This is a genomic window from Pseudomonas sp. C11 (genome assembly GCF_034683865.1).
Lineage (GTDB): Bacteria > Pseudomonadota > Gammaproteobacteria > Pseudomonadales > Pseudomonadaceae > Aquipseudomonas.
In genome coordinates, this window is record NZ_JAWIIP010000021.1 from 1 (window position 1) to 20,339 (window position 20,339).

14 protein-coding genes and 3 tRNA genes are annotated in these 20,339 nt (G+C 58.0%); 4 read left to right on the forward strand and 13 right to left on the reverse strand.

Going from position 1 to position 20,339, the window contains the following annotated elements:
- Nucleotide 1: 1 nt before the first annotated feature.
- The 4 genes from VC352_RS23645 to VC352_RS23660 all read right to left on the reverse strand — a co-directional run bounded on the left by VC352_RS23645 (nucleotide 2) and on the right by VC352_RS23660 (nucleotide 2,793).
- Nucleotides 2-77, reverse strand: a tRNA-Glu gene (locus VC352_RS23645).
- 60 nt (nucleotides 78-137) lie between these two features.
- Nucleotides 138-213: transfer RNA gene (locus VC352_RS23650), tRNA-Ala, on the reverse strand.
- Between the two features lie 143 nt (nucleotides 214-356).
- Nucleotides 357-1,838, reverse strand: a complete 1,482-nt coding sequence (gene gltX / locus VC352_RS23655) for a glutamate--tRNA ligase (protein WP_322981948.1) — start codon at nucleotides 1,836-1,838, stop codon at nucleotides 357-359.
- 34 nt (nucleotides 1,839-1,872) lie between these two features.
- Nucleotides 1,873-2,793: a LysR family transcriptional regulator gene (locus VC352_RS23660; protein WP_322981949.1), complete on the reverse strand. Its 921-nt coding sequence runs from the start codon at nucleotides 2,791-2,793 to the stop codon at nucleotides 1,873-1,875.
- A gap of 106 nt (nucleotides 2,794-2,899) precedes the next feature.
- Between VC352_RS23660 and VC352_RS23665 the strand changes: the two genes are divergently transcribed.
- Both VC352_RS23665 and VC352_RS23670 read left to right on the forward strand, forming a co-directional pair.
- Nucleotides 2,900-3,949: an HlyD family secretion protein gene (locus VC352_RS23665; RefSeq protein ID WP_322981950.1), complete on the forward strand. Its 1,050-nt coding sequence runs from the start codon at nucleotides 2,900-2,902 to the stop codon at nucleotides 3,947-3,949.
- A gap of 49 nt (nucleotides 3,950-3,998) precedes the next feature.
- On the forward strand, nucleotides 3,999-5,492 hold the full coding sequence (locus tag VC352_RS23670; RefSeq protein ID WP_322982003.1) for an MDR family MFS transporter: 1,494 nt from the start codon (nucleotides 3,999-4,001) through the stop codon (nucleotides 5,490-5,492).
- A 288-nt stretch (nucleotides 5,493-5,780) separates the two neighbouring features.
- Here VC352_RS23670 and uvrB read toward each other — a convergent pair whose 3' ends face one another.
- Nucleotides 5,781-7,796, reverse strand: a complete 2,016-nt coding sequence (uvrB, locus tag VC352_RS23675) for an excinuclease ABC subunit UvrB (RefSeq protein WP_322981951.1) — start codon at nucleotides 7,794-7,796, stop codon at nucleotides 5,781-5,783.
- Nucleotides 7,797-8,042: 246 nt separating this feature from the next.
- On the opposite strand from uvrB, the gene VC352_RS23680 reads away from it, so the two are divergent.
- On the forward strand, nucleotides 8,043-9,239 hold the full coding sequence (locus tag VC352_RS23680) for an amino acid aminotransferase (RefSeq protein WP_322981952.1): 1,197 nt from the start codon (nucleotides 8,043-8,045) through the stop codon (nucleotides 9,237-9,239).
- 310 nt (nucleotides 9,240-9,549) lie between these two features.
- Nucleotides 9,550-9,625 (forward strand) — tRNA-Asn (locus VC352_RS23685).
- 414 nt (nucleotides 9,626-10,039) lie between these two features.
- Here VC352_RS23685 and VC352_RS23690 read toward each other — a convergent pair.
- The 8 genes from VC352_RS23690 to VC352_RS23725 form a co-directional block, all read right to left on the reverse strand.
- Nucleotides 10,040-10,363, reverse strand: a complete 324-nt coding sequence (locus tag VC352_RS23690; protein ID WP_322981953.1) for a helix-hairpin-helix domain-containing protein — start codon at nucleotides 10,361-10,363, stop codon at nucleotides 10,040-10,042.
- Between the two features lie 89 nt (nucleotides 10,364-10,452).
- Nucleotides 10,453-12,450: a nucleoside-diphosphate sugar epimerase/dehydratase gene (locus tag VC352_RS23695; protein WP_322981954.1), complete on the reverse strand. Its 1,998-nt coding sequence runs from the start codon at nucleotides 12,448-12,450 to the stop codon at nucleotides 10,453-10,455.
- A 186-nt stretch (nucleotides 12,451-12,636) separates the two neighbouring features.
- A complete protein-coding gene (locus tag VC352_RS23700; RefSeq protein WP_322981955.1) occupies nucleotides 12,637-13,818 on the reverse strand; it encodes a DegT/DnrJ/EryC1/StrS aminotransferase family protein in 1,182 nt (393 codons plus the stop codon).
- Nucleotides 13,819-13,929: 111 nt separating this feature from the next.
- Nucleotides 13,930-14,565: a NeuD/PglB/VioB family sugar acetyltransferase gene (locus VC352_RS23705; protein ID WP_322981956.1), complete on the reverse strand. Its 636-nt coding sequence runs from the start codon at nucleotides 14,563-14,565 to the stop codon at nucleotides 13,930-13,932.
- Nucleotides 14,562-15,158, reverse strand: coding sequence for a sugar transferase (locus VC352_RS23710; protein ID WP_322981957.1), 597 nt, complete (start codon nucleotides 15,156-15,158; stop codon nucleotides 14,562-14,564). Before VC352_RS23710 ends, VC352_RS23705 begins: the two co-directional genes overlap by 4 nt.
- A complete protein-coding gene (locus VC352_RS23715) occupies nucleotides 15,155-16,375 on the reverse strand; it encodes a glycosyltransferase family 4 protein (RefSeq protein WP_322981958.1) in 1,221 nt (406 codons plus the stop codon). The genes VC352_RS23710 and VC352_RS23715 overlap by 4 nt, the downstream gene beginning before the upstream one ends.
- Nucleotides 16,372-18,207 (reverse strand): heparinase II/III-family protein, encoded by a 1,836-nt coding sequence (locus VC352_RS23720; protein ID WP_322981959.1) that lies wholly within the window; start codon nucleotides 18,205-18,207, stop codon nucleotides 16,372-16,374. The genes VC352_RS23715 and VC352_RS23720 overlap by 4 nt, the downstream gene beginning before the upstream one ends.
- Nucleotides 18,204-20,339, reverse strand: coding sequence for a bi-domain-containing oxidoreductase (locus VC352_RS23725; RefSeq protein WP_322981960.1), 2,136 nt, complete (start codon nucleotides 20,337-20,339; stop codon nucleotides 18,204-18,206). The genes VC352_RS23720 and VC352_RS23725 overlap by 4 nt, the downstream gene beginning before the upstream one ends.

Here is a 20,339-nt window from a genome sequence, read left to right on the forward strand (position 1 = left end):
GTGGCGTCCCCTAGGGGACTCGAACCCCTGTTACCGCCGTGAAAGGGCGGTGTCCTAGGCCACTAGACGAAGGGGACGCAAGACCCTTATCGCGAACCGACTCACATCGATTCTGGCACTCCCTAAGGAGTCGAGATTGGTGGAGCTAAACGGGATCGAACCGTTGACCTCTTGCATGCCATGCAAGCGCTCTCCCAGCTGAGCTATAGCCCCATCTCGAGGACGGGGCGCATGTTAAGAGCGCCCCGATTGCCTGTCAACAATATTTTTCCTGCAGGCCTAAATTTTTTGCCACTAGAACAATTACTTAGAGTCCACAGGGGGTAAAAGCCCCTCCCACAGCGGCACGCCTCAACTCAGTTGATGGCCGCCAGCAGCTTCTCCCACTCCTTGGTCTCTTTCTTCGAGGTACCACCAAGCAGCTCCAGCGCCTGGCGCAAGCGGAAGCGGGTCAGATCCGGGCCGAGGATTTCCATGGCATCGAGCACCGACACCGAGCTGGCCTGACCAGTGATCGCAGCGAACATCAATGGCATGGCGTCACGCAGCTTCAGCTCCAGATGCTCGACCACGGCCTGGATGCAGCCAGTGATACGGTCTTTCTCCCACTGGCGCAGCGCTTCGAGCTTCCACAGGATCAGTTGCATCAACTGGCGTACCTGATCGGCCGAGAGCTTCTTGTGCTCGAACAGCTTGGCATCCAGGTTCAGCCCGCCGGAGAAGAAGAAGCCGGCCAGCGGCGCGATCTGGCTGAAGGTTTCCACCCTGCCCTGCACGTGCGGCGCGATCTTCATCAGGTACTCGGGGTTGAGCGCCCATTTCTGTACTTCGGCGGCGAAGGTCTCCACCGGCAGCTCACGCAGCCATTGGCCATTGAGCCAGGACAGCTTCTCCAGATCGAAGATCGGCCCGCCCAGCGACACACGATTAATGTCGAAGTGTTCGATCATCTCGGCCAGGGAGAACTTCTCGCGCTCGTCCGGCATCGACCAACCCATGCGCCCCAGGTAGTTGAGCATGGCTTGCGGCAGATAGCCCATGCGCTCGTAGAAGGTGATGCTGGTGGGGTTCTTGCGCTTGGACAGCTTGCTCTTGTCCGGGTTACGCAGCAGCGGCATGTAGCACAGCGCCGGCTGTTCCCAACCGAAGTATTCGTAGAGCTTGATCAGCTTGGGCGCCGACGGCAGCCATTCCTCGCCGCGCAGCACATGGGTGATGCCCATCAGGTGGTCATCGACCACGTTGGCCAGGAAATAGGTGGGCAGGCCATCGGCCTTCATCAGCACCTGCATGTCCATGCGATCCCACGGGATCTCGACATCGCCACGCAGCATGTCCGGCACCACGCAGACGCCTTCGCTCGGCACCTTCATCCGTACCACGTGCGATTCACCCGCGGCAATGCGGCGCTGCGCCTCGGCCGGATCAAGGTGCATGCAGTGGCCGTCGTAACGCGGGGTTTCCTTGTTGGCCATCTGCTGCGCACGCACTTCATCGAGGCGCTCGGCAGAGCAGAAGCACGGGAAGGCGTGGCCCTTGGCGACCAGCTCGTCCGAGTATTTCTTGTAGATCTCGCCGCGCTCGCTCTGACGGTACGGGCCATGCGGGCCGCCGACGTCCGGGCCCTCGTCCCATTCGATCCCCAGCCAGCGCAGCGCGTCGAAGATCTGCTGCTCGGACTCGCGAGTCGAACGCAACTGATCGGTGTCTTCGATACGCAGGATGAACTGGCCACCATGCTGGCGAGCGAAGCACAGGTTGAACAGTGCGATGTAGGCGGTGCCGACATGGGGGTCGCCGGTCGGCGATGGCGCGATACGAGTACGAACGGTGGTCATGAATGCTCTCGGATGGAAGACACGAGGTGTTGAATCAAGCGAGCGATGTTAGCAGGCTGACGGCCCCAGGCTCCAGCAACCCGCCGCGGTTGATCGGCAAGCTGGCGATGAGGAAGTCGAGAAAGGCCTTGACCTTCATCGCCTGGAAACGCCGCGACGGGTAAATGGCATACACCTCGCCCACCGGCAGACGCGCCTCGGGCAGCAACTCGACCAGACGCCCACTACGCACGGCATCTTCGCTGATCATCACCGGCAAACCGGCAATACCGGCTCCAGCGACCGCTGCCTCACGGGCAAAGGTAATGTTGTTGCAGGTCAGCACCCGTTGGCAGGGCACACTCTCGTCCAGCAGCGGCCAATAGCGCGGCGCATCGTGCTGCAACAGGATTGCCCGATGCCCTTCCAGCTCTGCCACGTTGCGCGGCGCTCCATGGGCGGCCAGGTAAGCCGGGCTGGCACAAAGGCGACGGCCACTCTCGAACAGCTTGCGCGCGATCAGGGTGGAATCCTGCGGCTGGCAGACCAGAATGGCGATGTCCACGCCCTCCTCCAGCGGATCCACCTGACGCGAGGTGATTTCCACTTCCGCATTGATCTGCGGGTACTGGCGCATGAACTCGCCCAGCACGCGCCCGAGAAACAACTGACCAAACTCGATCGGCGCAGTAATCCGCAGCAACCCTGATGGTTCGCGCTGCAGCTGCATGACCGCCTGCTCGGCCTCAGCGAAGTCGAGCATGATCTGCCGACAACGCTCGTAGTAGGCCTGGCCCACCTCGGTCAGGCGCAGCTTGCGCGTGGTGCGATTGAGCAGGCGCACACCCAGGCGCTCCTCGAGCAGGGCAATGCGCCGGCTGACAGTGGATTTCTGCATCCCCAGATTGGTCGCCGCCTGAGTAAAGCTGTGGCACTCCACCACCCGGGTAAAGATCAACGCGTCATCCAGCCCCATGATTGTTCCTCATAAGCAACAAAGCATGCGAAGTCTAGCCTCTACTAGCAGGAAGGGAACACTGTTAGATTCGCTTACATTTTTCCGACGCGTATTGAGCCCCAGCATGCCCGCAAAACTGCAACGCCGACTCCTTGTTTTCATCGTCATCCTGGCCCTGGTCGCTGGCACCCTGCTTGCCCAGTGGCTGCTGGTCGGCCGGTATCACGAGAGCACCGACAATGCTTATGTCCAAGGGGAAATAACGCGCATCTCCAGCCAGTTGAACGCACGCATCGCCAAGGTGCTGGTGCGCGACAACCAGCATGTCGAGGCTGGCGAGGTGCTGGTTGTGCTGGAAGACGCGGATTTCCGCCTGGCTCGCCAACGCGCCCTCGCCGCCCTGGATACCCACCAGGCAGAACGCACCCAGGCACAGAGCAAACTCGACCAACAGGCCAGCCTGATTGCCGCCAGCCAGGCCGATGTCAACGCCAGCCAGGCCACCTTGGAGCGCGCTCAGATAGACCTGGGCCGCGCCCAGACCCTACGCAAGCCAGGGTATGTCTCCGAGGAGCGCGTCACGACACTGGCTGCCGATAACCGCGTCGCCCGCTCTCAACTGGCCAAGGCCCATGCCGATCTGCAGGCACAGCGGCAACAGGTCGCCAGCCTCGAAGCCGAAATCAAGCGCCTCGACGCCCAGATCCTCTCGGCCCAGGCCGATCTGGATCAGGCCGACCTCAACCTTTCGCGCACGCAGATCCATGCCCCGATCAGCGGCATGGTCGGCCAGCGCTCGGCCCGCGAAGGCCAGGTGGTGCAGAGCGGCGCATACCTTTTGTCAGTGGTGCCCGATCAGGACATCTGGATTCAGGCCAACTTTAAGGAAACCCAGATCGGCCGCATGCGTCCTGGGCAGAAGGCCGAACTGCTGTTCGACAGCTACCCCGATACACCCATCGAAGGCCGCATCGACAGCCTGTTCGCTGCTTCCGGCGCGCAGTTCAGCCTGCTGCCGCCGGACAACGCCACCGGCAACTTCACCAAGGTGGTGCAGCGCATCCCGGTCAAACTGACCTTCGCCGCCGACAACCCGCTACGCGGCCTGATCCGCCCCGGCATGTCAGTGGAAGTGACCGTCGATCTGCGCGGCGACGGCAGCCATGGCGGGTGATGCGCTGATCCGCGCGACGGCGGAACCCAGCCGCCGCGACTGGATCGCCGTGATGAGCGCCATGCTCGGCGCCTTCATGGCGGTGCTGGACATCCAGATCACCAACTCCTCGCTGAAGGACATCCAGGGCGCGCTGTCCGCCACCCTGGAGGAAGGCTCATGGATCTCCACCTCCTACCTGGTGGCCGAGATCATCATGATCCCGCTGACGGCCTGGCTGGTGCAGCTGCTGTCGGCACGACGCCTGGCCGTCTGGGTCTCGGTGGGATTCCTGATCGCCTCGCTGCTGTGCTCCATGGCCTGGAGCCTGGAGAGCATGATCGTGTTCCGCGCCCTGCAGGGCTTCACCGGCGGCGCGCTGATCCCGCTGGCGTTCACCATGACGCTGATCAAGCTACCCGAGCATCACCGCGCCAAGGGCATGGCCCTGTTCGCCATCACCGCCACCTTCGCCCCTTCCATCGGGCCGACGCTGGGCGGCTGGCTGACCGAGAACTGGGGCTGGGAGTACATCTTCTACATCAACGTGCCGCCCGGCCTATTGATGATCGCCGGCCTGCTCTACGGCCTGGAGAAAAAGGCGCCGCACTGGGAACTGCTGAAGACCACCGACTACGCCGGCATCGTCACCCTGGGCCTCGGCCTGGGCTGCCTGCAGGTGTTCCTCGAGGAAGGCCACCGCAAGGACTGGCTGGAGTCGCAACTGATCGTCAGCCTGGGCAGCGTTGCGCTGGTGAGCCTGATCCTGTTCGTCATCCTGCAAATCTCCCGCCCCAATCCACTGATCAACCTGGGCGTGCTGCGCGAGCGCAACTTTGGCCTCGCCAGCATTTCCAGCCTGGGGCTTGGCGTCGGCCTGTACGGTTCGATCTACGTGCTGCCGCTGTACCTGGCGCAGATCCAGGGCTACAACGCCATGCAGATCGGCGAAGTGATCATGTGGATGGGCGTACCACAGCTGTTCCTGATTCCACTGGTGCCCAAGCTGATGAAGATCATCTCGCCGAAATGGCTGTGTGCTCTGGGCTTCGCCCTGTTCGGCGCGGCGAGCTTCTTCTCCGGCGTGCTCAACCCGGACTTCGCCGGCCCGCAGTTCAACCATATCCAGATCGTCCGCGCGCTCGGCCAGCCACTGGTGATGGTCACCTTGTCGCTGATCGCCACGGCCTACATCCTGCCGCAGGATGCCGGCTCGGCCTCGAGCCTGTTCAACATCCTGCGCAACCTGGGTGGCGCCATCGGCATCGCCCTGCTCGCCACCCTGCTGGATGCCCGCGCCAAGGTCTATTTCGACTACCTGCGTGAATCCATCGTGCCGACCAATGCGCAGGTCGATGAACGCCTGCAGTTGCTTACCCAGACTCTGGGTAGCGAACAGGCGGCGCTGGCCAAGCTCAGCGAAATCGTCCACCAGCAGGCGATCATCATGGCCTACAACGATGCCTTCCATTTCATTGGCATCGCCCTGGGCGTGAGCATGCTGGCGATTCTGCTGACGCGGACATTGCCGCAGAACATGGCGGGCGGTGGCGCGGCGCATTGAGGCCCGCCGACACCGCCCACCCTGTAGGAGCGGTGCCCCGCCGCGAAGCTTTCGCCAGAACACCACAAAGCCAAAAGCTTCGCCCCGAGGCGGGGCTCCTACACAAACCCCGCAGGCTCCACCACCCTGTAGGAGCGGCGCCCCGCCGCGAAGCATTCACCAGAACACCGCAAAGCCAAAGGCCTCGCCCCGAGGCGGGGCTCCTACACAGATGCAGCAGGCGCCACCAGAGCTGTGGGAGGGGCTTCAGCCGCGACTGTCGCCGCTACGACCACATTCCTTGACGCATCACACCTGCAACAACCTATCCCGCAGCTTCTGGATCTCGTCACGCAACTGCGCCGCGGCCTCGAACTCCAGATCGCGCGCCAGGGCATACATCTTCTCTTCCAGCTGACGAATACGCTTGGTGATCTCGCTCGGCGAGCGCAGCTCGTTCTCGTAACGCGCGCTCTCCTCCGCCGCCTTGGCCATGCCCTTGCGCTTGTTGCTGCGCGCCCCCGGCACCACGGCGCCTTCGAGGATGTCCTTGACGTCCTTCTGCACGCCCTTGGGCACGATGCCGTTGGCCTCGTTGAAAGCGATCTGCTTGTCACGGCGTCGCTCGGTCTCACCAATGGCACGTTGCATCGAGCCGGTCATGTTGTCGGCGTAAAGGATCGCCTTGCCATTGAGGTTACGCGCCGCCCGGCCGATGGTCTGGATCAGCGAGCGCTCGCTGCGCAGGAAGCCCTCCTTGTCTGCATCGAGAATCGCCACCAGCGACACCTCGGGCATGTCCAGCCCCTCACGCAGCAGGTTGATGCCCACCAGCACGTCGAAGGCGCCGAGACGCAGATCACGGATGATCTCCACCCGCTCCACGGTATCGATATCCGAGTGCAGGTAGCGCACCTTGACGTCATGGTCGCCCAGATAATCGGTCAAATCCTCGGCCATGCGCTTGGTCAGCGTGGTGACCAGCACACGATCGCCCGTGGCCACGCGCAAACGGATCTCCGAGAGCAGATCGTCGACCTGCGTGCGCGCCGGGCGCACCTCGATTTCCGGATCGACCAAACCAGTGGGCCGCACCACCTGCTCCACCACGCGCCCGGCGTGCTCACCCTCGTAAGGCCCCGGCGTAGCAGAAACGAAAATGGTCTGCGGGCAGGCTGACTCCCACTCCTCGAAACGCATCGGTCGGTTGTCCAGCGCCGACGGCAGGCGGAAACCATATTCCACCAGGGTTTCCTTGCGCGAACGGTCGCCCTTGTACATGGCGCCGACCTGCGGCACCGAGACGTGGGACTCGTCGATCACCAGCAGCGCTTCGTCCGGCAGATAGTCGTACAGGGTAGGCGGCGGCGCGCCGGCCGGGCGACCCGACAGGTAGCGCGAGTAGTTCTCGATGCCGTTGCAGTAGCCCAGCTCCAGAATCATCTCCAGATCGAAGCGTGTACGCTGCTCCAGGCGCTGTGCTTCCACCAGCTTGTTGGCGCCGCGCAGGTATTCCAGGCGCTGCTGCAGCTCGACCTTGATGTGCTCCACCGCCTCCAGCAGCGTTTCACGCGGGGTGACGTAGTGGCTCTTGGGATAGAAGGTGAAGCGCGGCAGCTTCTGGATCACCTCGCCGGTCAGCGGGTCGAAGGCGCTTATGCTCTCTACCTCGTCGTCGAACAACTCGACACGAATGGCTTCGAGATCCGATTCCGCCGGAAAAACGTCGATCACATCACCACGCACGCGGAAGGTGGCACGGGCGAAATCCATGTCATTGCGCGTGTACTGCAACTCGGCCAGACGGCGCAGCAGCGCGCGCTGATCCATCTTGTCGCCACGGTCGAGGTGCAGCACCATTTTCAGGTACTCCTCGGGGCTGCCCAGGCCGTAGATCGACGAAACGGTGCAGACCACGATCACGTCCTTGCGCTCAATCAGCGCCTTGGTCGCCGACAGACGCATCTGCTCGATATGGTCGTTGATCGACGCATCCTTCTCGATGAAGGTGTCGGACGACGGCACATAGGCTTCCGGCTGGTAGTAGTCGTAGTAGGAGACGAAATACTCCACCGCATTGTTCGGGAAGAAAGACTTGAACTCGCCGTACAGCTGCGCCGCCAGGGTCTTGTTCGGTGCCAGCACCAACGTCGGACGCTGCACCTGGGCGATCACGTTGGCGATGGAAAAGGTCTTGCCCGAGCCCGTCACGCCGAGCAGGGTCTGGTGCGAAAGCCCCGCCTCCAACCCCTCGACCATCTGCCGGATCGCCTCGGGCTGATCGCCGGCAGGTTTGAAGCGGGTCACCAACTGAAACTCGGACATGCAGCACCTCGACAAATGGCTGTGACGCATCCCTTCGGACTGCGTCAAAAGCCATGAATTGCGGGGCGATCTGGCGATCACGCCAAGTAGAGTCGAATTACCTGGCAAAAGGCCTTAATTCAGGGCTTTGCGCTGTCGCCCCCTGGATTCAGGGTCGTTATACTAACGCCCCGTTTACGCGCCCCCTAGCGCTTTTGTCGGGGACGCCTGGCCTCCCACCCCTCACCTCGAGCTGCCGCACCCATCATGAGTCTCTTCTCTGCCGTCGAAATGGCTCCGCGCGATCCCATCCTGGGCCTCAACGAAGCATTCAACGCCGACACCCGCACAACCAAGGTCAACCTTGGCGTGGGCGTCTACTACAACGAGGAAGGGCGAATTCCGCTGCTGCGCGCCGTCGCAGCCGCCGAAAAGGCACGCATCGAGGCGCACGCGCCACGTGGCTACCTGCCAATCGAGGGCATCGCCGCCTATGACAAAGCCGTGCAGGAACTGCTGTTCGGCAAGGGCGCAGCCCTGATCGAAGAAGGCCGCGTGATCACCACCCAGGCCCTGGGCGGTACGGGCGCCCTGAAGATCGGTGCCGACTTCATCAAACGCCTGCTGCCGGACGCCACCGTCGCCATCAGCGACCCAAGCTGGGAAAACCACCGCGCCCTGTTCGAGGCCGCCGGTTTCCCGGTGCAGAACTACCGCTACTACGACCCGTTCAGCAACGGCGTGAACCGTGGCGGCATGCTCGAAGACCTGCGCAACCTGCCAGCCCGCTCCGTCGTTGTGTTGCACGCCTGCTGCCACAACCCGACTGGCGTCGACCTGCAACTGGAAGACTGGAAAACCGTGCTGGACGTACTGCGCGAGCGCGAGCACGTGCCCTTCCTCGACATCGCCTACCAGGGCTTCGGTGACGGCATCGAACAGGACGCCGAAGCCGTGCGCCTGTTCGCCGAGTCGGGCCTGGAGTTCTTCGTCTCCAGCTCCTTCTCCAAGTCGTTCTCGCTGTACGGCGAGCGCGTCGGCGCCCTGTCGCTGGTCACCAGCAGCCGCGAAGAGTCGACTCGCGTCCTGTCGCAGCTCAAGCGCGTGATCCGTACCAACTACTCCAACCCGCCGACCCATGGTGCCACCGTGGTCGCCAGCGTACTCAACAGCCCTGAGCTGCGCGCCATGTGGGAAGCCGAACTGGGCGAAATGCGCGACCGCATCCGCAGCATGCGCCTGGCCATGGTTGAGCAACTGGCAGCACTGGGCGCCAAGCGCGACTTCGGCTTCGTCGCCGAGCAGCGCGGCATGTTCTCCTACTCCGGCCTGACCGTGGAGCAGGTCGAGCGCCTCAAGGAAGAGTTTGGCATCTACGCCGTCGGCACCGGCCGCATCTGCGTGGCTGCGCTGAACAACGGCAACCTGGACAGTGTTACTCGCGCGATTCACGCCGTACTGTAAGCCTTGGTGATAAACAAAAACGCCGGCTTATGAGCCGGCGTTTTTGTATGCATCAAATAGCTGTAGGAGCGGCGCCGCGCCGCGAAGCATCCTCCAGAACACCGCAAAACCAACAGCTTCGCCCCGAGGCGGGGCTCCTACCGAATACTGCGCCCCCAGCATTGTAGGAGCGGCCCCGCCGCGAACTGCCGCTGTCACGACTAAAGCCCCTATCACAACTTAGACGCTGGGCATGCTGAATCACTGCCATTGCAAAATCACCACAAAGTGTTGACTTCTCTTTTTTAATCAGTAACATACGCGCCGTTGTTCCGCGATAGCTCAGTCGGTAGAGCAAATGACTGTTAATCATTGGGTCCCTGGTTCGAGTCCAGGTCGCGGAGCCAAATTCAAGAACCCAGCCCAGTGCTGGGTTTTTTATTGCCTGTGGACTCTCACCAGGGACTACGTCCCAGGTTATTCGCTTCGCTCACCCCTCCGGGGCCGCGCTGAAGCGCGTTCAGCTACGCTGTCGAGTCCAGGTCGCGGAGCCAAATTCAAAAGCCCAGCCTAACCGCTGGGTTTTTTATTGCCTGCGGACTCTCACCAGGGACTGCGTCCCAGGTTATCAACTTCCTGAAGGAGCCCGCTGCACCTGTAGGAGCCGCGCCCCGCGGCGAACAGCGGCAAGGTCAATCCCCCCAAAGCTTCGCCCCGAGACGGGGCCTCCTAGACCAAGCGCAAATCGAGCGACTCAACACACGCCAGCAAAAACGAAAAAGGCCGGTCAACAACCGGCTAGACAGAAACGCCAACAAGCGTCAGTTAACACTCAGCTTGTGGCGGTTCTTCTCCAACGTGGCTTCGCCAATTCCCTTTACTTCCAGCAACTCATCGATCGAAGCGAAATTACCGTGCTCTTCACGGTATGCCACGATAGCCTGAGCCTTGGTCGCACCAATCCCCGCCAACTCCCGTTGCAGGGTTGCCGCGTCGGCAGTATTCAGATTGATCACAGCAGCCTGTGCCATCTCGACAGCAGCAGGCTTAGCACTTTCAGTTTTCGGAGTTTCGGCCGCGAAAGCAGCCAGCGAGAGGGAAGCGAGAACAACTAACAGCAGAGAGGAAAGACGAGCTTTCAGCATGGGAAACACTCCTTTGTTAATGAGAAGCAAGGCAGTCATGGCCTCGCTTTTCAAGCTAGACGCTATCCCCAGGCTGTCAAATCGGCTTATCAACGCTCCCGGTTTCTAAGGTGAATCCAGTCGACGATCTCACCCTCCGGCACATACCCATGAACGATTTCGCGCAACAGCACACGCACTCGCGCATAGTCATCACCATTAACCGCATCCAATAGCGCCTGTAAACGCCCCTTGAGTTCCTCCCAGGGCAACATGTCCTCTTCGGCACGCATGATCATCGGATGCTCGGTGGTTTTGACATCCTCGCCAATCAACAGCTCTTCATAAAGCTTCTCACCTGGGCGCAAGCCGGTGAACTCGATGGCGATATCACCGTGAGGATTACGCTCATCTCGCACACTCAGGCCAGACAGACGAATCATCTTCTCCGCAAGATCAGCGATCTTCACCGGCTCACCCATATCGAGCACGAAGACATCGCCACCCAGCCCTAGCGAGCCAGCCTGAATGACGAGCTGCGCGGCCTCAGGGATCGTCATGAAATAGCGCGTGATATTCGGATGCGTCACCGTCACCGGCCCGCCCCGCTTGATCTGCTCCCGGAACAACGGAATCACCGATCCGGAAGATCCGAGCACATTGCCGAAGCGCACCATGGTGAAACGAGTCTTGTTGACCTGAAGAACGCCCGAACCATCCCCAAAAAGCAAAGGCGCAGATTCACGACTCAACGCCTGCAGCACCATCTCCGCCAGGCGCTTGGTACTGCCCATGACATTAGTGGGCCTTACCGCCTTGTCGGTAGAGATCAGAACAAAATTGGCAACACCCGCCTTTATCGAGGCTTGTGCCGTGTTGAGGGTGCCAACCAGATTATTGAGCACGCCCTCGGCGACGTTATGTTCGACCATCGGCACGTGTTTGTAGGCAGCCGCGTGATAAACGGTGTTGACCCGCCAGGTCTGCAGAATGTCGAGCAAGCGCTCGGCATTACGGATGGTTCCCAGAATTGGCACCAGCTTGATCGGCAGCGACTCCCGCTCAAGACGCTGCTGCAATTCGCCATGGATACTGTAGAGGTTGAATTCGCTGTGCTCGAACAACAGCAGAGTACGCGCACCGCTCGCCAAGATCTGCCGACACAACTCCGAACCGATGGAACCACCAGCGCCAGTCACCAGAACCACCTGATTCTTGATGCAGCGCTCGAACAAATCTTGACGAGGTGGCACCGCATCCCGCCCAAGAAGGTCAGCAATATCGACCTCCTGAATGTCCTCGACCTTCACCCGCCCGCTAGCCAGATCGGTGAAGCCCGGCACACTGCGAACATGCAGAGCATAAGACTCCAACGCCTCAAGAATTTCCCGTCTGCGCGCACGCGAGATGGAGGGCATTGCCAGAAGAATCTCATCCGCTCCTGTCTCGTCGATCATCTGCTGGATATGCTTGGGGGTATAAACCCGCAGCCCGGCGATGACACGATTGGCAACCCCCGCATCGTCGTCCACGAAGGCCACCGGGCGCATCGTCTTGCTCAGGCGCAAAGCTGCCAATAACTGATTACCTGCAGTGCCGGCGCCATAAATAGCCACCCGCGCCACACCGTTTTCAGCATCGCCATGCAAGCTGAGCGGATCCAGCCAGTTGCCGATGAAAAACTGACGCATCGCCAGGCGCAGCCCCCCCAGCAACAAGAGACTGAGCCACCAATAATTGAAAACCATTGAACGCGGCACAACCGCTGTGGGGCCTATGTACCAATAGACGGCAAGCGCCAAAACCAGCGCCGAGAGAGAGACCGCTTTGGCAATGGTCAGCAGTGCATCACTGCCCACATAACGCATCACCGCACGATACATACCCATCCGAATGAAGATCGGCAGGGCAATCAACGGCGCCGCGATGAACAACCAGCCATGCCCGTCGAAAGGCTTGGCAGCGAAAAAGTCGCCAAGGCGCACCATAAAAGACAACCACAGAGCCAACCAGATCAGGACGATATCAGCGCCGACTTGTAAAACACGCTTCGAATGCCGTGACAGCCCAATCAGGCGTACACGCAAACCATCAGCTGTCTTTAGCATCCAACCTCTTCCTGAACGAACAAATTACCCTACCTCGCAGCATGCAGGGGAAGTAACAAGCTTTCCAGCGTGGCATGCCCTACTTCTGATACATGGCTCTTCAGAACATGTCCCTGCCCGGCCTTAACAGAACGGCCGATCAATAAAGAAACTCCAGAAATCTTACGACTCAAAACCTTAGCAAACTCAAGAATGCTCCGTCGCAAGATGCATAACCGTCGAGAGAACGGCGCAAGTTTTATCCAGCTCGTCGAGCGTCAGTGTCGGATGCACCAGAAACATCAGGCTCTCCTCACCAAGGCGTCGCGCAACAGGCAGAGGAGATTCCGGTCGCCAGCCCGTGCCATCGAACGCCTTTTCCAGATAAACCTCAGAACACGACCCAGAAAAGCATGGCACGCCTCGCGCAGAGATCTCATTCAGGATGCGGTCACGCGTCCAACCCTCGCGCAACTTGTCAGACTCAACGAATACGTAGCACTTATAAGCCGCATGCGTGATGTGCTCAGGAATCTCTGGAACCCTTAACCCCACCAAGCTTCGGGCGCACGACCATATTTTCTGGGCATTCTCGACGCGACGCGACTGCCACTCGGCCATCCGGCGCAACTGTATACGCCCTATAACAGCCTGCATTTCCAGCATTCGCCAGTTGGTTCCGAAGCTCTCGTGCAGCCATCTGAAGCCCGGCGCGTGCTGACGCTCATAGACAGCTTCCCAGCTTTTGCCATGATCCTTGTATGACCACATACGCGACCACAACTCGCGATCATTGGTCGTGACCATGCCCCCCTCACCGCCGGTCGTCATGATCTTGTCCTGACAGAATGACCAGGCACCGACATGCCCAATGGAGCCTACAGCGCGTCCGTTGTACTGAGCGCCATGAGCTTGCGCACAGTCCTCGATCACCTTGAGATCATGCTGAGCCGCAAGCGCCATGATCGGATCCATATCGCATGGCCAGCCTGCCAAATGCACACAGATGACAGCCTTAGTGCGGGGAGTCAGTACAGCTGCAATTGTTTTGGCGGTGATATTCTGTGTATCGACGTCAACATCAGCGAAAATCGGTACGGCACCGGCATTCACAATTGATGACACAGACGCGAGGAAGGTGCGCGAAGTGACGATCACCTCGTCCCCCATGCCAACGTCCAGAGCCTTGAGTGCCACATCCAGAGCAACGGTACCGTTAGCCAAGGCAACAGCATGACAGACCCCCGACCAGGCAGCAAACTCCCTCTCGAACTCACGGCACTCCTGCCCGGTCCAATAATTGACCTTATTGGAAAGAATCACATCGCGAACGGCATTGGCCTCTTCTTCAGAAAAGGAGGGCCAAGGTGCAAAAGGAGTATTCAGCACAGCATGAACTCTTCAGTATTTAACTCGAAAGTTTGGAGTAAATAGCATGGTAGCGGCTTGCATACAAAAAGCTGTTGATGCGAAAACAAGATACAACACGACATAATCATGCTAACCGGCGCTTCTATCGGATAAGGGTCTGGCGGGTATACCAACAACAGTTAGGCAACTAGCAACATCAGAAACCACCACAGCACCAGCACCGACTGTCACCTCGCAGCCTATGCAGACAAGCTGTCGGACACTAGAACCGATACCGATCCAACTTAAATCACCCACCTTGACGCCGCCTGCCAGGCGGGCACCTGGGCTGACATGAACCCCGGCACCGAGTACACAATCATGATCGACACTACACCCTGTGTTGAGAATGGCACCTAGACCAACATGCGCGTCGGCATTAACAACAACACCAGCAAAGGCCACCACACCTTTACCGAGAACCGCACGCCGACTGATCGTCGCGGCTGGATGCAACACATTGCAGAGGTTAGCCCCCGCAGCCTCCAACTCAAGCAGCTTGCTGTAGCGAATAACATTGTTGCCGATAGCCACGACTACTCCGTCGTAAGCTTCGAGCATGCTCTTGAGCATTGCCGTATCACCGACGACTTGCCACGCACCATTGCTACCCAACTGTGGCCAGGCATCGTCAAAAAAATCTACAACCTGCCAACCACAACACTCGGCAGCATCAGCTACGACCTTGCCATGGCCACTTGCGCCAAGGATCGCCAGCCTGCTCATTCATTTTTCCCTGTGAACTTCGCCATCGTTGCCTCACCATCGGCATTGATCCCGTCACGCACCAGAACCTTTTTGATGGTCAAAAAGATAATCTTCAGATCAAGCCAGAAAGATTGATTATCCACATACCAGACGTCCAGCTTGAACTTATCTTCCCAGCTCAGAGCGTTTCTGCCATTGATCTGCGCCCAGCCGGTGATACCAGGACGCAACTCATGGCGGCGGTACTGCTCGGGACTGTAGAGCGGCAAATACTCCATCAACAGCGGGCGCGGGCCTACGAGACTCATATCCCCCTTTAGCACATTCCACAGCTCGGGGAGTTCGTCGAGACTACTGGAACGCAGAAAACTGCCGAAAGGAGTCATACGCTCACTATCCGGTAATGGATTACCGGCTTCATCCACCGCATCACGCATGGTACGGAACTTGATCATCTCGAAGGGTTTACCCTTCAAACCAGGACGTACCTGACGGAACAGCACAGGCGAACCAAGCCGGCAGCGAACCTGCCAGGCAACCACAGCAATAATCGGAGCCAACAAAATCAGAGCGCAGCCAGAGGCGACAATATCGAAAAGACGCTTGATCACCGCTTAACCTCCGACTCAAGCCAATCTACAAATCGATTGGCCAACAGATCGCGATCAAACTCCCGCACAGCCAGCTCGCGACCTTTTCGCCCCATTTCCTTGATCGCTGACTTATCTTGTACAGCCTGTTCCAGCGCATCCGCGAAAACTGATGGGTCATCTGGCGCGATCGCAAAGCCGCAGCCATTGTCACGAATCATCCCTGCTAACCAGCCCGGATAATTATTAAGAACCGGGACACCGGCTGCGATGTAATCAAAAAATTTATTCGGCGAAGTACCGAAATAGAAGGCAGGCACATTGGCCAAAATCTGCAAACCAATATCCGCGCTTGCCATCAAGCCGGCTAGACGTACCTTGTTGACCGGCTCATGAAAGATCACACAACCCAGATCTTCATCGCTGACCCGCGCTTGCAAAGCCGGCTTCAGCTTGCCACTGCCGATCAAGAGCAGCTTGATGTCATCACGCCCACGCCGCTTGAGCTCAGCTGCCGCATCGAGCACAGCGTCGAGACCATTGGCTACACCATGTGTACCTGCAAAGACAGCCAGCAGATCACTTGCCTTTACCGGCTCTGGCCTCCATGGCTCAACATCAGCAGCAAAGATCCCAAGGTCACAACCATTGGGAATCAGAGCAATACGATCACGTGCCACCCCACGCTTCGCAATACCGTCCACTATGCCAGGGGACAAACCTATCAATCTGTGTGCTGAGCGATAGCTGGCCCACTCCAGTATCGACATAGCCCACAGCACCAAGGGATTACGGATTACGCCCATCGCCTTAGGTAACTCAGGCCACAGGTCGCGAACCTCGAATATAAATGGCTTGCCCCGTAACCATCGGGCGAAAATGCCGGGAATGCCGGCAGTTAGAGGAGTCGTAGTCGCAAAAACCAAATCGTAGCGCTCGGTAAGCGCTAACCCGATACTCCGCATAGCGAAAGTAAAGAAGGTCATGGCCCTTTTCAAAAAGCCATCGCTATTCGAATATGCCAGATCGAACTCGATAATGTCGATGCCATCGACATGGCCACGTCGCTTACCGCCCACAAAAGACTGTACCAGCCCCGTATCACCGCCACCATAACTTCCACACACCATCGTTACTTGATGGCCTCGTGCAATCAAACGCCGAGCCATCTCATAAGAGCGGATACCTACTGCGCCCTTAGGAGTCGAAAAGTGCTGATGAAAATACAAAACCTTCATAAGGCCCAGCGATACTCCGTAATTAGCGAACCGGGTTGATGCACTTCAACCTCCAGCACTGGTATGGGTTCTTTATCCAGGTAATATCGAGACTCCCACCCCGTAACCAGTTCAAAACGAACAACTGGCACAGAAGATTCCACCGTAAGCATGTGATCTCCATTGAACAAGCTGGAGCCCTCAATTCGCCAATGACCTGGCTCAAGCCGCCAACGCAGCACAGCCTTACTTGTGAAGCCCTCGACCTTATCGATCACTTTCAACGCCGTATCCGAGAGACAAGCAGCACGTTGATGCTGAATTTTACGTCGGGCTTTATATGCAACGCCAAAGCGAGTGACGCCATCCTTTTCAGAAATTGGCTCGATATATGAGGTTCTCAGCCAATCACCGAAAAGAAAACGGCTCAACCGAGGCATCTGATCATGATCATCGAACTGAACGGTATTGTGGCTGGCCGTACCGGGAAAATAGCTGAGCCACTGGGCATCCGTGTTGTAGCTATAGGTTCCGGCATCACGTAACAGGTTGCGCTCACCTAACCACAGGTCAAGATGCAGCGCATCAGATTGGCTGGGGCGGAATCGAAAACGTGGATAACGCAGCATCGCTAAAGCAGAGCCGCAGCGTAACACTGCAAAGCCGCCATCATCGAACAGCCGACTGACAGGTTTCCGAGCCAAGGCCAGAGGCGACTCCAGCCCCAACCATCGCAACGGTAGATCCCAAGAGCCTTCATCCGGATAGGCACGTGCATTTACAAAAAGCACAGTGGCCATCTGTACGGACGGCCGATAGTCACGATAGTCGGTATCAGTCAACTGCAACAAACGCGCACCATCATTAGCCCCCAAATTAGGTCCATCGCCATTTAGGGGATTGATCATGGCACGTAACCATTCACTCGCTGCTAAGGCGCGCGCAGTCCACTCGGAGGAAAAAGCAGGCAAACACAGACGCCGACGCCATACCTCGACCATACACAAGGTATCGAGCACCATCCGATGATAGTTCAAGGAATACTGACTAAAACTGCCATCATCACCGATAAGGCGCGCTGCACGATTTTCCAGCCATTTGCGGCCAAGACAGAACCAGCGCTTCCCCTCTGGGATACCCTGTTTCATCAGCCAGCTCCCACCTATGTACAAGGCTGCAGCTTCAGATGTGCCGTGGTTGTTATCCTGAGCTATCGCATAGCTAAGCGTCGGCTCAATGCGCTGTAGATGCAACTGCACAAGGCTCAATAAAGCAGGCGCTGGCACTTCGACCTGCTCCAGAATCAAAGCAGCAAAGGCCAAATGCATTACTCGAATGGATGCTTCCTGGCCACACTTCCAATTCGGCCCCTTATAAGGCGGATTATGCTCACACCAATCTGCCAACCATTTGTCGAGACGGTCGACTGATGATACTTGGCCTACCCGCGCGCGCTGTGCGAAAGCCAGCACCCAATCAAACCGAGAAGTCTCCCAGATCGACTTGATATCGCCCACGCCAGCATCGAAATCCGGAATTTGCCACCAATCGAGATGAGACTCAGCAAAGCGCCCCCCTGTAAGCGGATTGCAGTGCCAGTCAGGAGTAGTACCGTGCAGATCAAACGTCCAGCGACCGAACAGTTGCCCGCTTGACTGCCAACTCTGCACGGAAGGTAAATCCATGGAGACGCACGGCGCCAGACTAAAGAATCCATCCTGCGGAGCGACAGCACGCAGCCGACGAAGTGGGTTCAAACCCAGCTTGATACCTACGCGATAGCCGATCGCTCGCGCCAGGTTAAGCACACCCAGCGCAAACGCGGTCTTTACTTTTGTCTTGAAAACACTCATTGACTACGCAACAGTTGCGCCACCTCGATAGTGGCTTGCGCAACCTCGAAGATCTCGTCAACAGGAATGGCTGCTGAACCCTTTTCAATAGACTGCAAGAACGCTGCGGCACATGCGTTTTGACCTTTATCCTGCTTCCAGAGGTTGAGTCGACTAAATCCCCGCCAGCCAAACCCTTTAAGCTTGCGAAAGTTATCCAACTGCAGAACCTGACCGCCTGCAAAAACCTCGATACGCTCTTTCGGAAAACTGGGTGCGCCATTGGCCAGATACAAAATGGTACCGAAGGAGCCATCAGCAAAGCCCAGAGTAATAGAAGCCTTGTCTTCGGCGACATCTACGCCAGAAGCATCACCCATACGCCGCGCCTGAATGGAAACGATCTGGCTTCCAGCAAGAAAGCGCATCAGATCGATAAAGTGACACGCCTCACCAATGATACGCCCCCCCCCTACCACAGGGTCTTGCGTCCAATGATTAGCCGGTATCGCCCCCGCATTCATCGTCATGATGAACGATTTAGGCTCCCTTACTGCCTCAAGTAATGCCTTCATCTTTTGGACTTGCGGCGAGAAACGCCGATTGAAACCGACCATCAACTGCGGTACACAACCGGACTGTTGCTGGGCAGCATACGCCGCCTTAACCTCATCCAACTCTGGCTGCGTAATAGCTAAAGGCTTCTCGACAAAAACGTTCTTGCCTGCCTTCAAGGCATGGCAAACGAAGCGGGCGTGAGAGTCATGGCGAGTCACGATCGCCACAGTATTTATAATCGGGTTGGCCAACATGGCGTCGATATCAGTAGAGGCTTCAGCAAAACCTGCTCTCGCTCCATGAATGACACCATTGATACCACCCGCAGTGACAATGGTATGGAACTGCGCGCCTGCCACCTTGAAAGCAGGGATCAACATTCGCGACGCATAGTTACCAGCGCCGATAAATCCCATCACCGGACGCTGAGGGTGGAAATCAGCCGAAGCATGCAAAGTCACCTGACGAACAGCGCGCTCTGTAACATCTGAGCGATATTGCAAAAGGATGCCCAGACCGGCTTTGTCCTCGGTGAGCGCCTGGTAAGCCTGTTGAGCATCTTCGAAGGCAAAACGGTGAGTAATGAGCGGCTTCACGTTCAACTGACCGCTGGCCAGCATATCCAGCACAGCCTCGAAATTACGCTGCTCGGTCCAACGCACGAACCCGAGTGGATAGTCCTGCCCTTTTTCTTCGTAAGTCGGATCGTAACGGCCTGGACCATACGAGCAGGAAACCTGAAAAACCAGCTCCTTTTCGTAAAAGTCCGCTCGATTCAATTCAAGCCCCGTTACTCCAACCAAGATGATACGCCCGCGTTTACGGCTCATGCGTGCAGCTTGAGTAACGGGATCGCTGGACTTGGTCGAAGCGGTAATGATTACCCCATCGACTCCGCGACCGCGACTGAAAGCCAAGCCAGCAGCTACCGGATCTTCACCCTTGCCGGGATTACAAATATCAGCACCGAACTGACGGGCCAACTCGAGCTTGGATTCATCAAAATCGATAGCCAGGACTCTACAACCCTGAGCCCGCAATAGCTGGACCGTCAAAAGCCCAATCAAACCTACCCCAGTAACCACGAACGCTTCACCCAGGGTTGGCTGGGCTAAACGAATGCCTTGCAAGCCGATACTCGCAACAACGACAAAGGACGCCGACTCATCATCTACCTCATCAGGAATCCGCGCACAAAGATTCTTGGGCACCTTGACCACATCAGCATGTGGCCCATTTGAGACCACACGATCGCCAATTTTTAAGCCTTCAACGCCAGCGCCAACCTCAGCCACCACACCTACATTGCAATAGCCCAGCGGTAAAGGCTGCGCAAGCTTGGACTGGATAGCATCAATAGTGGTCATCAGTCCGTCGGTGCGTATCTTCTCCAGCACCATTTTGACTTTTTCTGGCTGCTGACGTGCCTTTTCGATATATGACGCTCTACCGAAACCCACCAACATACGCTCGGTGCCGGACGATATTAGCGAAACATTGCTATTAATAACTAAATGTGAACGAGACGCGGTGGGGGCCGGTGCAGTAGCAACAACAGTACCACCCTTCGCCATATCTTGAAGAATTTGCTTCAT

Coding starts and splice junctions, on each gene's coding strand:
- gltX (WP_322981948.1), bottom strand. CDS start 1,838: ATGACCACCGTTCGTACTCGTATCGCGCCATCGCCGACCGGCGACCCC.
- VC352_RS23660 (WP_322981949.1), bottom strand. CDS start 2,793: ATGGGGCTGGATGACGCGTTGATCTTTACCCGGGTGGTGGAGTGCCAC.
- VC352_RS23665 (WP_322981950.1), top strand. CDS start 2,900: ATGCCCGCAAAACTGCAACGCCGACTCCTTGTTTTCATCGTCATCCTG.
- uvrB (WP_322981951.1), bottom strand. CDS start 7,796: ATGTCCGAGTTTCAGTTGGTGACCCGCTTCAAACCTGCCGGCGATCAG.
- VC352_RS23680 (WP_322981952.1), top strand. CDS start 8,043: ATGAGTCTCTTCTCTGCCGTCGAAATGGCTCCGCGCGATCCCATCCTG.
- VC352_RS23690 (WP_322981953.1), bottom strand. CDS start 10,363: ATGCTGAAAGCTCGTCTTTCCTCTCTGCTGTTAGTTGTTCTCGCTTCC.
- VC352_RS23695 (WP_322981954.1), bottom strand. CDS start 12,450: ATGCTAAAGACAGCTGATGGTTTGCGTGTACGCCTGATTGGGCTGTCA.
- VC352_RS23705 (WP_322981956.1), bottom strand. CDS start 14,565: ATGAGCAGGCTGGCGATCCTTGGCGCAAGTGGCCATGGCAAGGTCGTA.
- VC352_RS23715 (WP_322981958.1), bottom strand. CDS start 16,375: ATGAAGGTTTTGTATTTTCATCAGCACTTTTCGACTCCTAAGGGCGCA.
- VC352_RS23720 (WP_322981959.1), bottom strand. CDS start 18,207: ATGAGTGTTTTCAAGACAAAAGTAAAGACCGCGTTTGCGCTGGGTGTG.
- VC352_RS23725 (WP_322981960.1), bottom strand. CDS start 20,339: ATGAAGCAAATTCTTCAAGATATGGCGAAGGGTGGTACTGTTGTTGCT.